Raw genomic sequence first — 17,978 nt, 5'->3', positions numbered from 1 at the left:
TATTACAAAACTATTACAATTTAATCAAAAGTATATCACCCAAACCATACTATGTCAACAGAGTAATTGTGTATTTTTCATGAAAATCCAAACTAATTTTACTAAAATTAACATTTTTTAAGTGAAAATATACTATTAACATTTGTATTATTTTCCATTTTAGTAAAATATATACAATTTTTTATAATTTATAGTATTTTTACACAATATTTATTTTATACTACTACTGTAGTTTGTATTTTGATATAAGTTTTATTTTTAGTTCATCATCTGCAAATGAACATTCTATAGCATTTCTTTCAAATCTTCTAATATCAGCCTCATCAAACCCGAAAGTCTCTGCAAGCATACTTAACTCTTTTTTTATATCCGTATTAGAAACCATGATATTGTCAGTATTTATTGTAACGATAACGCCCGCATCCATAAGTTTTTTAACAGGATATTCACTTATATCTTTATATATATTAGTGTTAAGATTACTTGTAGGACATAGTTCAAGTGCAATCTTTTTCTTTGCAAGCTCTGAGAGCACTTTTTCATTTTCGACAGAGCGCACCCCATGACCGATTCTTGATGCACCAAAACTTATTGCATCTTCCACACTTTTAAAATCGTCAGCTTCTCCGGCATGTATAGTAAAAGGAATCCCCTCTTCTGATGCCATCTCAAAAATATCCCTGAAATCCTTTGTAGGAAAAAGACCTTCCGCACCGGCAAGGTCTATCGCAGCAACTCCATTATTCAAAAACTTTTTTGCAACACGAACAGTCTCAATATTTTCCTCATGATTATCAGTTCCACGCATACAGCATAAGATAAGATTTGAATCAAGTTCTGCTTTTTTCATACCCTCAATAGCTGCCGCTACCGCCTGTTCCTGTGACATTCCATTTGATGTATGAAACTGAGGGGCAAATCTTACCTCGGCATAGATAAACCCCTGCATTTTAAGTTCGTCTAAAAGATTATGTACTGCCAGTTTAAGAGATTCCTCTGTCTGGAGCAATGTAAGAGGAAAATCAAATTTTTCAAGATATTCGTTCAGATCCTTACACCCATCTGAAACCTGAAGTTTATTTAAAAGTTCATCATCATTATAACAATTTTTCATTCCATTAAGCCTTATTAAAGACTTTACCGAATTTAGTGACAGAGAACCATCGAGATGAAGATGAAGATCCACAAGTCCTATATTATTAAAATTTATTTTTTTCATACCTCTCTCCTTTCATTTACAAACCACATCAAGAAGTTCATCCATATTGAGTGGCTTTGTTATGTGTGCATCCATGCCTGCCTCTATGCTTTTCTCCATATCATCCTGAAAAGCATTTGCCGTCATTGCGACAATAAGAACCTTTGATGCATCTTCCCGCTCAAGCTTCCTTATATTTCTTGCTGCTTCCAGACCGCCCATAACGGGCATCATAATGTCCATAAGAATAACATCAAAATATCCCTCTTGAGAGGCTTTGAATATCTCAACCGCCTCCTTTCCGTTCCATGCTTTTGTAATCTCTGCCCCCTTATTTTTAAGCATAAATTCAGCGACTTCCATATTGAGGTCATTGTCCTCCGTAAGCAGAATCCTTGTACCCTCAAGTGTCTTTTTCTCTTTATTCTGATTATTCTTTTTTCTTACAGGTAAATGGTCTATCTCAAAAGAAATCTTTATCTTAAATTCAGTCCCATCCCCTTCTTTACTTTTAAGCTCTATGCTTCCTCCCTGCAATTCTATAAGTTCCTTCGCTATAGCCATTCCAAGACCTGTGCCCGCATATTTTGTTCTTGCATTTTCATTCTCCTGTGAGAATGGTTCAAAAATACGCTTCTGAAAATCTTCACTCATTCCAATACCTGTATCCCTGCATACCAGTTCAAATTCTGCCATTTTGTCATCACTTGATATTTCTGTACATCTGACAAAAATCGAGCCGTTTTCTCTGTTGTACTTAACAGCATTTCCTGCAATGTTCATAAGCACCTGCTGAAAATGCAGAGGACTCCCTATAAGATAGGAATGATCTATCCTGCCTTCTTCTATATTATATGTAATCCCACACTCATTACACTGCATTATTATTATCTCATTTGACTTGTGCAGAATTTCCCTGATATTAAACGGTTTATGTTCAAGCTTTATATCACTTGACTCCAATTTACTCATATCAAGAACATTATTTATCAGGTCAAGTAGATAACCTGATGCTGTTTTTATCTTATCACGGTATTCCTGCTGTTTTTCCAAATCTTCCTTATTATGATTTGCAATTTCAATAATCCCTCTGATTCCATTTATCGGAGTTCTTATGTCATGGCTCATACGCCTCAAAAAGTTTGTCTTTGCTTCATCTGCAAGTTTAAGCTGCTTCTGATAATCCTTTTCTTTTTTCATTTCTTCCGTAATATTGCGTATGATATATAAAACAGCTTTTAAATTTTTATTTTCATCAATATCCTGCGGAACTATTTCAATTGTAATCCACTCACCAAATATATCCTCGTATGTATAACTTATAATCCTTTTATCTGCAAGACGCTTCCGTATAGTTGAAATATCTGTAAATTCAAAAAACTGACTAAAATATGACGGATTGACATATATCTGAAATCTTCTTCATTATATCTCTAACATCTGAAATACCATCCAGTTCGTTTCTAATGATATCCGGAATTTTAATCCATTCAGATTGTCCACTTTCTACATCTACAAGCAGATCAGCCATATATGCACTGTTTACAGCCTCAATAGTCTGATAATATTTTCTTAGCTTCTTATAATTTCTTCTCTCAATATTACAATATAATATAAAAATTATTCCACATACCAGAAAATAACATATAATTATTACAAGTTCAGCAAAATAATATGGTTTAAATACCTCCAGAACCGGAAACATCACATGAATAACATAATCCTTATATTCAGCTTTTTTCATATACCATTTTCTGTTGTTGATTTTTGCCTTATTCAGAATACCCCTTACATTTTTGCTTTTTTTCCATATATTATCAAAATTGTTAATAGTATTTTTGCTGATGTTTTCAGTATTAGAAGCAACTATTCCATTTTCATCAGTGATAAAAAGTATGCCCTTACGCTGAAGCATCATTCCGTAAAATATATCCTCAGGAGTTATATCGTTTACACTTTCATTTATAGAGTTCTGCACAACATAAGACATTATGATTCCTTCGCCATCAAGCCTTGAAATCGCTGCAATATCGCAGTTTTCCATAGTTGTCATATAATATTTTTTGGGACATTTTATGATTTCCTTTACACTGTCACTCTGCAGTATATTTTCCCATTTACGATATGTATTGCCATCCATTGTTGTCTGCATTACAGTCTTTAGATTACCATCCAAAACAATTATCCCTGTCAAATGCTGCTCACATGCATATGTGTTCAAAGCCTTTTCAGTATATTTATGAATGTTTAAATTCTTAGCAAGTTCCGTCGTTTTATCAAGCAGTCTTACAAGGCTTTTTGTCTCATCATTCGCCTGATAATTATCATATGTTTCAAGTTTTTCCTTAGCATATCTTATCGTATCATTTGAAAGTTTTACTGTGCTGCTTAATCCCATTGCCGAAAATATTTTATGATTGATAAACAGTATTATCATAAAAACAACAATCAGACAGCCCACTATTTTTGTTTTTATCGAGATATTTATCTTTCGTTTCACTGTTTAGTCACCCCCATCAATGACTTTTCAACATTCAGACCATATTTTTTTAATATCTCTGCTGCTGTACCGTCTTTTCTTATTTTCTCCAAAGTCCGGCTTAACTCATCGACAAATCCAGAAGGATAATCCTTCGCAAATGCAACTCCGACTTTAGATGAAAATAAGCTCTCATTTAAAATTCTATATTCTGATGGTGCTGACTTTACAAGTACATTTAATGCACTTTCATGCCCGCATATTGCGTCTACATAATTTTTTCTAAGTGACGCATACACTTCATTCATATTGGAAAATGCATAAACCTGTCCGACATCAGGTACCTTATCAGACGCAGGGTATAACAGATATTCCTCTGCCTTTGTGCTTTCCTTTACCGCCACTTTTTTCCCAGCAAGGTCTGATACTTTCTGTATATTGCTGCCGGTGCGTACAACCACCGACTGACTGCTGTAAAGATAAGGTCCCGCCCACTTATACTCATTTTCCCTGCCGTTCATGCTGAAACAGCCCCAAAGACAGTCTACTTCACCTGAATTTAAATATTCTTTCTTTTTTTCCCATGTTATCTCCTTAAATTCAGGCTCATATCCCATTTTATTTAACGCTTTCTTGGCAATCTCAACATCTACTCCCGTGAACTTTCCATCATCATCACGGTATACATATGGCTCATATCTGTCACTGCCTACTATTATCTTCTTATACTCACTTTCTTCTTTAGTATCTCCCCTTTTAGAACATCCGGTAAAAATAACTGCTGCCACCACCATTATGCAAAACACCTGTATTTTTCTTCTTTTTCCGGCAAATATCATCGTTAAGATTTTCTCCCTTTGTAATATTTTTTACTTATAAAACATATTATACCCGGCAACCTGTTTTTGCAACTATTTACTTTGTCCTTTGCGGCTCACGCTGAATGTCAAAAAATGCAGAGGCTATCTAAAATGTCATACGACACAACAGATAACATCTGCATCTTTCATTTCATAAATATACTTATGTTTTTTGGTGTTTATATTTTAATCACTCACCATACCGTTCAAAGTTATAACAACCTTAAACAGATCACCGTCTATGATAACATCAAGGTTTCCATCCTGAAGTTTCATCAGACTTTTAGCTATCGAAAGACCAAGCCCGCTTCCCTCAGTATTTCTTGACTTATCGCCTCTCACAAATCTCTCTGTCAGCTCATCACCTGAGATGTTTAACGACTGTTCTGACATATTTTTTACCGATATTATAACTTCATCAGAAAACTCCTTACTGTTTTCTGATTTTTTCTCCGACAACTCTACATCAATATATACCCTCGTATTTTCCATCGCATATTTACATATGTTCTGGAATATATTATCAAAAACTCTTGACAAATGCCTGCCGTCAGCCCTTATTTTAAGCCTGTTCTTCTTATCATCATCCATCTTAAACTTGACAACAGGTGTAAGATTTCTTTTCTCCATCTTCGGTATATACTCTCCAAGACTCTGTTCAACAAAAACCGGAAGATCAAGTTCTGCCATATTTACATCTACATTGCCTGTTGAAGCCTTTGACAGGTCGAGCAGGTCATATATAAGATTTTTTAATCTCTCTGACTGTCTGTCGAGTACCTCCACATACCCTGCCGCATTTTCATTTTTTAAATCCTCCTTCTTTAAAAGATCCACATAACTTATGATTGCCGTAACAGGTGTTTTTATATCGTGGGATACATTTGTTATAAGTTCTGTTTTCATCCGTTCACTCTTTATCTGGGCATCTACCGCCTTTTTCATTCCCTCACCGATACTGTTAAGACATTCAGCCTCATTTTTTACAAGCGTCAACATATCTTCTGTTTTTATCTTTCCATTTATATCTCCTGCCGCCATGCGTTTTATCCCTGCATGGAGTCTTGATACATCCCTTAACACCCTTGCAATTATGATAGTTCCAATAATCTTAGCTATTATCACAGTAAAAAATGCGACCTCTGAGCCACCATAAACGGCAAGAATACATTCAATGATACCTGCTGCCCAGTATAGTACAAATACAAATACGCTTGTCTTTACCATTGATAAAAGTGACTTGACAGCCCTTACAACGAACATTATCAGCTTTGTTATAAACATGTTGTTTATAACGGCACTATCTTTTAACTGAGCACAAAAGCTCGTATAACATACCGTAAATATAACTCCTGCTATACTGCCTGCTGTGATACATACTGTTATAATGTTGGTAAATCCATATTTTATAAGATTCTTTATCTCGTCCTGATCTGTATTTACAAGAACAGTCAATGCAATGCTTACCGCTATTCCTGCCACAAAAAGTGCTACATCCATAGGTATCCTGTAAAAGAAGCCTAACTTGCCGCTCTCATTTTTTGACACCCTCGCCATCACAGCAATTCCTATTGAAGATATAAGTAACAGTATTCCTGAAATATATGTGGCAAACGATACGCTTTTCGCATTAGCATCATACCAGCACAGATAATACAAATCATCACCTGATCTTAAATCCCTGCGTATATCACCTGTAATCTTATAACTATATGTATCTTTACCATATTGTACTGCATATACATAACATCTTTTATTTCGCTGTTTAACACTATGTACTGCGAATCTTAAGTTTCCTCTTAACAATTCAGACTCGTCACATGTTTCTAACATAGCAGACTTAAATTCACCTGTAAACGGACTCGTTCCTGATGAGTCTAAGTCCATACTAAAAATCGCCTCCACCCATAGTGAATTATCATCAGTAACCTTTATTCCCCCTATTTTTTTCCCTGAAAGTTTTTTAAACATTTTATCCCTGTAACTTCCATCAAACGAAACAGAGCATACCATCTCTCCTTCATATGAGTAGAAATCTAAGATCATTTTTTCATACGGATAAATTTTCTTCAGAATAAAAATCATATTTTTTCTTTTACTTTTGCCATATTGAGTCCTATTTAAAAAGTATTCAATAGCATCATTATATAATTTTTTCTTATCGAACATAAAACTGGTATTACCACGATTCTGAAAATAATTCATCTCTCCACTCGTAGTTACTTTATAACCTTTCCCTGCTGAGCCATTGTTGTTATCAATTTTGCCTAAATTATCGACCTTAAATGTAAACATATAGTTTGAATCTTTATTATCAATATACTTTTTTTGGAGATTTGATAATCCACCTAATTCATATTTACATTCCATATCTTTATATGCATCCTTATTTAATACAATTTTTGAATACTCTGCTGCTTTTTTATTCATTGCCTGTATCCTGTTTTTTATCTCAGCTTTCACGCCGCTTGTCCCAACACCATATTTGCCAGTGGCAACGGTAAGTATCATTCCCATTACCAGAAATACGGATAACGATACAGCCTGAATTATATTAAAAAGGACTCTCAGGCTTTTTTTGTGGCCATTCCTGTTTTTCTTAGTTATTTTAATATCTTTCATGTATATTCCCACCTTTCGCCTTTTACTCTGCCATTGTGATACTGCTTAAAAATGAACATCATCCTATTATTTTTCACACTTATATCCCTGCCCCCACACTACTTTTAAATATCTTGGTTCTGAAGGATTTATCTCTATTTTTTCTCTTAAATGTCTGATATGTACCGCAACCGTCCCCTCACTACCCATCGGAGCATCCTTCCACACCTCCCTGTATATCTCCTTCGGAGATATCACCTTTCCCGGATGTTTTATAAATAATTTAAGTATCTCAAATTCAGTAGGAGTAAGGTCTTTTTCCTCACCATCTACAAATACCTGTTTTGCCGCATCGTCGAGTTCAAGCCCGCCAAGTATATATTTTGTTTCTTCCTGTCTTTTTTCTCCACCACCAAGCGTCATATATCTTCTAAGCTGGGCTTTTACCCTCGCTATAAGTTCGACCGGATTAAATGGTTTGGTAATATAATCATCTGCTCCGACATTAAGACCAAGTATCTTATCAGTATCCTCACTCTTAGCTGTAAGAAGAATAACGGGAACATTTGAATTTTCCCTTATCTTACTCATCGCAGATATACCATCCATGACAGGCATCATAATGTCCATGACCACGAGATGAACTTTCATACTCCCAACAAGCTCTACCGCTTCCCTCCCATTATACGCTTTTAAAACATTATAACCCTGACTGGTTAAGTATATCGCAATGGCATCTACTATATCTTTTTCATCATCACAAATTATTATATTGTACATTTTTCACTCACTCCCGTTTTGTATTTTCATTTTGCAAAATGTGTAAAATATCTGTGTATGTCATATATTCCTGACAAACACATTTAAGAGCTGTATCAGAGATTAATTATATATATCTCCGGTACAGCTCATATTATCTCAAAAAAATTATTAAGAAAAAAGCAGGTAAATGTTTAAGATTTGTTTAAGATTTTGAAGTTATCAATCACACTCTAATCAATATACTCAAATCCCGCAAGAATATATGGAAGCTGATTATTGATAATATCAGAAAATGTTTCAATAGTTTTCTTATCTTTAACTTCATTATACTTTATCATATAAGTACATCCACCTCTCTTACAATCACTGAATCCGACACGCTCCATGCCAACATCCACATTGTCCTCTATCTGCGTCAGATCAGTTGTATGTAATCTGTAGCTAGTAAACAGTTCCTGCTTAATGCCGTCTTTTTCGCCATAGAATGTAACCGTATCCTGTCTGCAGCCTATATCTTTATTGTATGCTCCATCTTTTTCCTCAGTTTTAAGATACTTTGCTGTGTCAGAAAGCACATCCAATGTAAAGTTCGTATTAGTTGTAAATCTCTTGTAAGACGGCTCATTTTTGTTTTCTTTAAGTATGAACTCATGTCCATTAAACGAAACACTCTCAACCTTGTCAAGATCAACGATCTCTTTGAAATCAATCTTATAATAACCATTTGACTCTAAAACATGATAATCCTGTTCAGCACCATACCCTACAAATCTGCTGTCTATTTTTCTTCCGTCAAGATATTTTACAACAAGTCTGTTTTTTCCTTCCACCTGTCTTTCGTACTCATCTTTAGTCCCCTCAAATTCCCTGTATTTTTCTATCTTAAAATAAGTTGTTAAAGACAACGAGCTGTCCTTCTGGCTATCCCATACAGATATTCTTTAAGACCGCTGTCCCTGCCGACTTTCACTTTTCTCCTAATATAAATTATTTTCATACATCTATCCTTTTAAGTTCAGCGTGATTACTATTGTTTCCTAAATATATTGCATATTTCTTATCCTCGTGAATAAACTGGCTGGTTTTTTCATCATAATAATCAAGTGCACTTGTTTTACAGCTCAAGACCACCTTCTTTTTTTCTCCTGCCTGTAAATAAATCTTTTGAAATGCCTGTAATGTATATTCAGCTCTTTCCACATCAGACTCTGGTATTCCAACATACATCTGAACCACCTCTGTTCCTTCTCTGTTTCCAACATTTTCAACAATTACCTCACCATATAAACACTCTTCACTTTTCCACGCTCTCATATGATTCAAATTAAATTGTGTATATGACAGACCAAATCCAAATGAATATGATGGACTTACACCTTTTTTATTTAATAATGTATACCCATGATAATAGTCATACCACATACTTTCAGAATCCCATTCCATATATGGCAGATCACTTTCCTTTTTTGGAATTGAGAACGGCAATTTGCCACCTGGATTTGTTTTTCCAAAAATCACTTCTGCAAAGGCTGTTCCACCTTCCATCCCCGGATAATAAACCATGAGTATCGCCCCAACCTTATCTTTCCATTCTTCAAGTATGATAGCACTACCTCCAACAAGAGCAACTATCGCATCATTTCTTATTTTTGCTACTTCATGTATTATACACTGATCCTCACTTTTCAGTTCAAGTCCCTGTGTCCTGTCGCCTGCTGTTTTCTCGTTTGAAATATCATATGTATCTTTTGCAATACATTCACCCTCATCCAGATAATTATTACCAGCAATAATTATGACCGAGTCAGCTTCCTTTGCCAGTCTTGTACAATGTGAAAGACTTTTTCCCGAATAATATATTATTTCAGCATGTGCACCATATTTTATCAACCCCTGAAGTAATGTGATAATATACGGTGCATATACCTGACTTGAGCCTCTATCACCTGTATTGTCACAATCGGCAAGGCTTCCAAATACAACAATCTTTTTTCTTTTCTGACCGCAGTCAATCGGAAGAATATTATCCTCATTTTTAAGAAGCGTGATTCCCTCCCTTGCACATTGTAATGCAAGCTGTCGATGTTTTTCTATATCACTTGTTCTGATATTACTTTTTATCCTCTCATTATGTGCCAGTAATGTTCTGATAATCCTCAATACTGCCATATCTATTTTATCTGTTCCAACTTTTCCATTCTGAACTGCACTCAATAAATTCTTTCCATAAAAATGTGTTATCGGCATTTCCATATCCAGACCACCATTTACCGATGCCACTGTATCCTTTATTCCCCATATAAAATCACTTAGTACAAAGCCATCAAATTTCCATTCTTTGCGAAGCACTGTATTAAGAAGATAATCATTTTGTCCGCATAAAATGCCCTTATAACTATTATATGCACTCATAACTGCTCCGGCACCTGCATCTATACATCGTTTAAACTGCGGCAGAAACACCTCTCTTTCGGTTCTTTTATTACAATCTATTGATACCTTAAACCTTAAATTTTCCATAGAATTAAAAGCAAAATGTTTCACACAGGCAATCACACCTGTGCTCTGTACCCCTTGTATCAGAGCAGCCGCCATTTCACCTAATAGAAATGTGTCTTCACCATATACTTCCTGTGCTCTCCCCCACCCTGGATGGTATGGAAGATTTACACACACTCCGCCAAAAAGATTTGCACCAGCATCAATTACCTCCTCTGAAATAGCTTGGCCTATCATTCTTTCCAATTCTGTGTTAAATGTAGCACCTCTCATTACTGCAACTGGAAAACATACCGATTTTCCTCTTCCACACACAACACCTCTTGTTCCATCTGCAAATTTCATAGCTGGAATATTTTTCTCTTTTATCCCACCACTCGAATATGGAATTTCATTATAATGTGCTTTTACTTTTCTCTGAACAGCATCTCTTACCTCTTTTTTTGTCTGAACACCACTCATTAAGTAAATTTTTTCCTCTATTGTAAGATCATTTAATATTTCCTGTGCTTTCTTCGTAAAAGACACCCTGTATTCTCTCCATTCAGACATATTTACCACCTTTTTTTATATATTCTAATCAACATTTAATAATTTTCTCTAATCTCATTTTTACCTCTGATGTTTCATAATCAAGATACCCTTTTAAAGCCTTGTCATAATTATCTACCTGTCCCTTTTGTCTAAAGCTGTTTGGTGTCAGACCTGTCTGCTCTCTGAACACCCTGTAAAAAGTTTTCTCCGATCCAAATCCACATGCATCAAGAATGTAATTCATATTTTTAGTCGTATTTTTCAAAAGATTCTTAGCCTTTTGGATGCGGAGATTTTCTATTACTTCCTTAGCAGATAACCCTATTGTCATCTTTAAGTTTCTATCAAGTGATTTTCTGCTGACTCCAAATTTATGACATGTGATATCAACAATTTTCTCATCTCCTAAATGACCTTCCAAAAATTCAATTATTTCTACTGTTAGTTCCTGATTATTTCTTGTTGCTATATCGCCATACCTTATATCATACACAACATTATCAAACAGATCTGCTATCAATGTACAAACATCTGCTCTTAAACGAAATTGCATATTTTTCTCCTCATCCAGTGATTCATAGACTATTTTTGCCATCATTTCAAAAAAATGTCCAAAACCACATTCTGGTACTTCATCCTTGGTACTATCAAGATAAAATCTTATTTCCATACCATCATTTTTTTCTAGTGCAAACAATTCCTGACTTATCTGAATAACCATACACAGATTTTCTTCGTTTTTATTCTCGGTTATTGAATGAATAATATTTGGATTTACTAGATAAATATCACCACTTTTTAAAACAACATTATCAGATTTTGTCTTTATATTTACACTTCCATTTAAAACCCCTATCATTTCATATTCAGCATGCCAATGATATGTACTGTTCTGAATAGTTGTCACGAACACATTAACCGGAATTTTTTGATTGTTGCTAACTGATTCATATATTGAAAATGCCATGCCGTCCTCCATCTAACCTTTTTAATATTCATTATAATGCAATCTGACATAAATTGTACAGGCAGGAATCCCAAAAGACTCCTGCCTGTAATTAATATATTACTTATCTATCTAATTATTTTTTCCAGCTCTTCTCTCCTCAAGACCTTTTGCAATCTGTGGATAAATCTTGTCAAGATTGCAGAAGAACAACGCAATCAGACCTACTATGATCAATGCTGCCGGAACTAATGTAAACACTGATTTTATTCCTGATATCGTAGCCGCTGTCTGTGAAGCGATCTTTCCATCATATGCAGCCCATGCAAGTCCCCAGCCTACTATCGCTGAACCTACACCAGCCCCGACTTTCATTCCAAATGAAGTAACTGAATTTGTCATTCCATCAAGTCTTACACCAGTTTTCCACTCACCATAGTCAATTACATCCGCTACCATAGCAAACAGCCCTGCATTATGTGGTATTCCTCCAATACCCAGACATACAAGCCCCACAACTGTTGTAGTAAATGAAGTTCCTGTAAATGCCATAATAAGCACGCCAGCAAGTTCGATACAATATCCTATCATCATGCTCTTCCATTTTCCAAGCAGTTTATTTATATATGGATATACAAGATTTCCTATAAGTTTTGGAAGGATAAAACATAATGTCAAAGTTCCCATAAGCCCTGCATTTCCAAGGACATCTCTCGCATAATAAATCCTAAGTCCATTATTTACTCCTAATATAGTGTAATTTATAACAAACACTACTGTAAGCAGCCAGAAATATTTATTGTGAAAAAGCAGCTTAAATGATTCTCCAACGCTTAATTTCTCTTCAGTGCTGTCCGTTTCAGACATATTTTGTTCTAAATTTGTTCTTTCCTTAGTTCCCAAAAATGTTATAAGAAGCAGCAGTATAGCTATTCCTCCAAATATTGCAGCCATCCCTGTCCATCCAAATTTATTAACAAAGTTATTACAATTATAATTTATAAACAATACAACTGACATTGTGACAAAGAAACGTATTGAACTCATAGTGACACGATCTTTAGGATCAGGTGCTTCCAGTGACAACAATGTATTATAAGCTAAATTACATGCTGTATATACCAGAACTGCCATCAGTATATATGTAATTACAGCATATACAAGTTTTCCTTTATCACTCAGTCCACCAGGAATACTAAACATAAGTACTAAACCAATACCCATAGGGAATGCAGTCCATAATATCCATGGTCTTGCCTTTCCCCATCTTGTATGCGTTCTGTCAATAATACTTCCCATAATAAGATCTGATATTCCATCAAGTAAACGTGTTAAAAGCATCATTGTTCCTATTGTTGCGGCTGCCAGCCCAACACTATCCGTATAATATAATGTAAGATAAGAACCAATTGTTGTCCAAACAAGATTACAGCCGCCATCACCAACAGCAAATGCTATGATTTCTTTCCATGTAGGTCTTTTGCTCTTCATAATTTTTTCCTCCTTAATCTTCTCGTCCTTTTAAATTCAAGGTTAAAAGTGATAAAGTACCCTCTCCTTTATAAACAAGGTACAATTCAGTTTCCTGTTCAAATGAAACATTAGTACCTGCAGCTTTCCACCATCCAGATTTATCAACTTTAATACGACCTTTAATCTTCTCCCTGTCATCTGCATAGATTTCTATAACACCTGCTTTATCCGCACAATATACAACCTCAATATTTTTCGTTTCCACTAAACTTATATATTTATAACCTATAAGAGTCCCATCTTTAACATTAGTAATAAACCGCTCGCCATTTTCACTTGTCATATAAGGAAAATCAATCTGATTATTATTTCTCCCCAAAGACGATAAAGCCCCCATATGACCATTTGTAAGGTTACAACAATATACTGCCGGATATGATGCATTCCCAGAAAGAGGCACATCATTCATGCCACTGGTAGTTATTGTCACCTGTGGAATATTTCCTTCATCATCAAAGAATACTTTTTCAGCACAGCCCTGCCGGTTATATTGATTTAAATATGTATGTCGGTGATAAAAAATATACCATTGTCCATTTACTTTAACTAAACCTCCATGGTTATTTCCCACTGACATAAGTTTTTCATCCTCACCTCTTCCATCATAACCAACATCACCATTACTTATTATAATTCCTCCAAATGAAAATCCCCCCATTGGGCTATCACTAACAGCGTAACAAAGCTGATGCGTATTTACAGAAGAATATACCAGATAATATTTTCCATTTATTTTTCGTATTGAAGGTCCTTCAAAATATTCATTTCCTTCAAAGGAAGTTCCTTTTCCGTAATCTAAACTTGGTATAATGACCTCAGGTGCTCTTTTTACCGTAATCATATCATCTTCAAGTTCAAGAACACTCCCTCCTTTAAGTTCCTGATTTTTGTATCTTGGAATATTTATCATGCATGGTGCAAAACCAAAATAAAGAAAATTTCCCTCCTCTGTACATATCACAGACGGATCATATGGTTGATTCTGTGACATAATCTCGCCGTTTTTATAATGAACTCTTCCGTAAAATTCATATTCCCCAGCCGGACTGTCACAGACTGCAACATTTATCGAATCCTGAAATTTTATACAATAATATAAATAGTATCTACCATCTTTTCCCTGTACAACATCAGGTGCATATAACGGTAATAATTCTTTATTATATGGATCCTTATCCTTTCTATAAATAACTCCATCATAATTCCAATCAGAAAGATCAGAAACCGGTGCCGACCATACTACATAATCAAGTTCACAAAATTCGCTGCCATTTTCAAGATCATGGCTTCCAAATACATACAGCCTATTGCCAAACACATGAGGTTCGCCATCAGGAATATGTTCACAAAGCGGAAGATATGGATTGTGACATTGTTTCTTCATAAAATCCCTCCTTATAATGTAATTTCCAATGCCTTTGTTTATATTAGACATATTATATGATTTTTCACGCTTTGTTCTGTCATTTTTACCTTTTTTTACTGTCAAAAGCAGACATCTTTTATGCATTTTGCAAACATTCTTTAACAACAAATAGTAATATTTATACACTTTGTATATAAACAATAAATAAAGGCTGCCGCAACAGAAAAATTTTATACAAAACATAGATATTTAATAGCAGCTAATTCTATATCTTGTATTAATTTTCATTAATGCGGCAACCTCGCTCTACTACTTCAAGTGTCTTAGAGATTACTCATAAAATTACTTTTCTATTCATCCGACAGGTCTGTTTTTTCCTCAAATGCTTCAAACAAATTCTTTAACATTAGTTCCAGATTCATCCGAAATACAAACTTTGATAATAGGATTATCTGTGATAGAATCATCCGCATACCTTGCCTCTAATAATCGGAAATTGTAACCTGTTCCAAATTCTTTGAAAATTGACATATTTCATATTATATTCTTTATTTTCTCTCTTCTAATTCTTTAACAATTTTGTCATATATTTTATCCAAATCAAAAAACATTAAGCATATAATTCCAATAATATTTGTTACAATTGGTATCCAAATAAATGCCATATCAATTGCTGTAATTGCAGATGCTGACTGCACTTTCAGACCTGAGTCAAATTTTCCCCATGCCAAAACCCATCCAAGCACAGCTGTTCCAACTCCAGAACCTACTTTCATGCAAAATGACGATGCCGCATTTCCCATTCCAGAATTGCCATAGCCATTTTTCCACTGACCATAAGTAATTGCATCCTGAAGCAATCCATACATTGCAGCACCACCAAAACCATCACCAATGCCCTTAATTATTGAACATCCAACCTGCCCTACAAGATTTGCTCCTACAATACCACTTCCCAAAAATCCAATTGTTGAAAATGTAAGTCCAATAATCATACAATTTCTTTTGCTTACTTTTTTCATAATAAATGGTGTACAAAACATTGTTACAATCTGAGCCATTGACATTGCATTTGCAATAGAAGAATAGCTTGTCACATCTCCAATAACATACTGTGCATAATACGCTGCGGATCCATAAAAACATGACATCATAAAATACATTACAAAAAGATTAATTACCATTAAAACCCAATATTTATTTGTAAATAATCCCTTTAGTCCCTCTAAAAATGTGATATTTTTCACTTCTCCATCTTCGTTCTTTACTTCTTCAACTACACGTTCTTTACAAGTAATGAACATAAAAATGTTTAAAACAATTGTTGAAATTCCAAGTATAATATATGTCTTCGTCCAACCATTCTGATTATACTGTTCTCCATTTCCCAATGTTTTTACCATCTTTAACACATATGTATTTACAGTCATTGTTCCTGCAGTTGCAAAAAGCATTCGGAAGTTTCCAAGTAATCCTCTTTCATACTGATTAGTTGTCATTAATCCATTCATTGCTGCATATGGTACATTAATACCGGTATAAAACACAGTTGATACTAGATTATATGTGAGAAACATATAAATAAACATTCCTTTTCCACTCAAACTATTTGGAACCGAAAACATCAGTACTGTCGCAATTGCCAATGGTACACATAATCTTAATATCCATGGTCTAGCTTTTCCAAATCGTGAATGTGTTCGATCAACAATTGTTCCCATAATCAAGTCCGAAACTCCATCAAATATTTTTGAAATTGCAATAATTGATGCTGCCATAGCAGGACTTGCATTTACCACATTCGTATAATACAACAGCAGAAAAGCACTAATTGATGAATATATCAAATTTGCAGAATAGTCTCCTACTCCATATCCAATCCTTTCTAGAAAAGATAATTTTACATCTGTATTACTATTTGTCTTCATTTTTTCTCCTTTTTTGTATCGTTAATCCATATCTTTTTTATCGTATTCACTAGGTATCCATCCCTGTGCTACACATTTTCCATAATCCCAACTGTCCCATCCATTCCATTCCGGATCATTAACAGTATCAAGAAGCATCTTATATGTCCAGAAAAAATAACCATTTCCATGCTTCCATGCTTCCAACTGTTCTTTGGCAAGTGTACTATAAATCTCTGTTTTTCTGTTTTCCGAAAATGTATTTTCTGTTGCTTCCACACCATTTATCGGTGACAATCCTCCCTTTGTATCAACTCCACAACCATACGAATTAAACAAAGACCACTCTCCACAAATAATTGGGAAATATTGTCTCATTTCATCTATATCTCTGACGAACTGTGTCCTAACAAATTGAATATAAGATTCTAAATTCTGTTCGCATCCTTCACATTCTGCATTCATCAAGTACTGATGCGTATCTAGAACTACATTTTTATACTTTTCTTCCTGCATGAATCCTTTCCATGCTCTAAGATTAAATCCATCATGAATCATAAATACTTTTTCTTCTGGCATGTATTTTCGCACCCTATCATATGCAATTTTATAGAATCTTTTTAAGAATTCCATTGGTACAGGACCACTTCCTTCTGCCATCTTTGAATCACGAGCTTTATATCGTTCCATCACGTCATATTCTTCCCATGCACTTTCTGTCAATGGCTCATTAACTGGCTGAATTCCCCACAGTTCTTCCCTTTTCCCATAACGTTGTGCCAACTTTTCCAATACACTTAATGTAAACTCTACATTTTCTGGATTTTGTGCCCATTTACATACACCTGAAAGTCCTCCATTATCAAATCCATTCTGACTTCCTGGCACTGTATGCAAATCCAAAAGTATTTTTAATCCATACTTGCCAGCCCAATTAAACGCTTTGTCTAATTCTTCAATACATCCAATAAATGGCGGACAGTCACCAAAAACAAAATACGGAATCGGAATTCTTATTGTATTGAGGCCAAATCCTTTTATCGTTGCAAAGTCCCTCTCTGTAATGTATTCCTTTCTGTGCATTCGTATACGGTCTTCATAAACTTCTCTCGATAATTCCTGTGGTAAATAGTATTCATCGTCCGCATTTGTATTATAAAAAACAGATGGACTCATCCATTTTTCAAGCACAAGCCAATTGCCCAAATTCACTCCTTTAATATACATCGATCATTCTCTCTATTCTTTTTAGTGCATGTTCAACAAAATCCTTGATTTTACTGGCTTTATTGA

14 protein-coding genes are annotated in these 17,978 nt (G+C 34.7%); all 14 read right to left on the bottom strand.

Going from position 1 to position 17,978, the window contains the following annotated elements; translation table 11 throughout:
- Positions 1-223 precede the first annotated feature (223 nt).
- Positions 224-1,219: an adenosine deaminase gene (gene add, locus KQI69_RS04210; protein WP_216564068.1), complete on the bottom strand. Its 996-nt coding sequence runs from the start codon at positions 1,217-1,219 to the stop codon at positions 224-226.
- Between the two features lie 12 nt (positions 1,220-1,231).
- Complete coding sequence (locus KQI69_RS04205) at positions 1,232-2,398, bottom strand: hybrid sensor histidine kinase/response regulator (RefSeq protein ID WP_216564067.1); 1,167 nt, start codon at positions 2,396-2,398, stop codon at positions 1,232-1,234.
- Between the two features lie 184 nt (positions 2,399-2,582).
- Positions 2,583-3,698: a hypothetical protein gene (locus KQI69_RS04200; RefSeq protein WP_216564065.1), complete on the bottom strand. Its 1,116-nt coding sequence runs from the start codon at positions 3,696-3,698 to the stop codon at positions 2,583-2,585.
- On the bottom strand, positions 3,695-4,516 hold the full coding sequence (locus tag KQI69_RS04195) for an ABC transporter substrate-binding protein (protein WP_216564064.1): 822 nt from the start codon (positions 4,514-4,516) through the stop codon (positions 3,695-3,697). The genes KQI69_RS04200 and KQI69_RS04195 overlap by 4 nt, the downstream gene beginning before the upstream one ends.
- 207 nt (positions 4,517-4,723) lie before the next feature.
- Positions 4,724-7,159: a sensor histidine kinase KdpD gene (locus KQI69_RS04190; protein ID WP_216564063.1), complete on the bottom strand. Its 2,436-nt coding sequence runs from the start codon at positions 7,157-7,159 to the stop codon at positions 4,724-4,726.
- Positions 7,160-7,225: 66 nt separating this feature from the next.
- On the bottom strand, positions 7,226-7,918 hold the full coding sequence (locus KQI69_RS04185; RefSeq protein WP_216564061.1) for a response regulator transcription factor: 693 nt from the start codon (positions 7,916-7,918) through the stop codon (positions 7,226-7,228).
- Between the two features lie 212 nt (positions 7,919-8,130).
- Complete coding sequence (locus KQI69_RS04180; RefSeq protein ID WP_216564059.1) at positions 8,131-8,805, bottom strand: hypothetical protein; 675 nt, start codon at positions 8,803-8,805, stop codon at positions 8,131-8,133.
- A gap of 88 nt (positions 8,806-8,893) precedes the next feature.
- Positions 8,894-10,951, bottom strand: coding sequence for a glycoside hydrolase family 3 protein (locus tag KQI69_RS04175; protein WP_216564057.1), 2,058 nt, complete (start codon positions 10,949-10,951; stop codon positions 8,894-8,896).
- Between the two features lie 28 nt (positions 10,952-10,979).
- Positions 10,980-11,900 carry a helix-turn-helix domain-containing protein gene (locus KQI69_RS04170; protein WP_216564055.1) on the bottom strand — a complete coding sequence of 307 codons (921 nt, stop codon included), beginning with the start codon at positions 11,898-11,900 and terminating at the stop codon, positions 10,980-10,982.
- Positions 11,901-12,011: 111 nt separating this feature from the next.
- Positions 12,012-13,370 carry an MFS transporter gene (locus tag KQI69_RS04165; protein WP_216564053.1) on the bottom strand — a complete coding sequence of 453 codons (1,359 nt, stop codon included), beginning with the start codon at positions 13,368-13,370 and terminating at the stop codon, positions 12,012-12,014.
- 13 nt (positions 13,371-13,383) lie between these two features.
- The gene (locus tag KQI69_RS04160) at positions 13,384-14,796 is read right to left on the bottom strand and encodes a family 43 glycosylhydrolase (protein ID WP_216564051.1); all 1,413 of its coding nucleotides are present in this window, start codon (positions 14,794-14,796) and stop codon (positions 13,384-13,386) included.
- 332 nt (positions 14,797-15,128) lie between these two features.
- Complete coding sequence (locus tag KQI69_RS10570) at positions 15,129-15,251, bottom strand: hypothetical protein (protein WP_256442221.1); 123 nt, start codon at positions 15,249-15,251, stop codon at positions 15,129-15,131.
- A 75-nt stretch (positions 15,252-15,326) separates the two neighbouring features.
- A complete protein-coding gene (locus KQI69_RS04155) occupies positions 15,327-16,706 on the bottom strand; it encodes an MFS transporter (protein WP_216564049.1) in 1,380 nt (459 codons plus the stop codon).
- A gap of 21 nt (positions 16,707-16,727) precedes the next feature.
- Positions 16,728-17,912: a glycoside hydrolase family 5 protein gene (locus KQI69_RS04150; protein ID WP_216564047.1), complete on the bottom strand. Its 1,185-nt coding sequence runs from the start codon at positions 17,910-17,912 to the stop codon at positions 16,728-16,730.
- Positions 17,913-17,978: the final 66 nt, after the last annotated feature.

The sequence above is a fragment of the Eubacterium sp. MSJ-13 genome (genome assembly GCF_018918235.1).
Lineage (GTDB): Bacteria > Bacillota > Clostridia > Lachnospirales > Lachnospiraceae > Butyribacter.
Note: the sequence above shows the minus strand (reverse complement) of the source record. Positions and strands in the feature narration are given on the sequence as shown.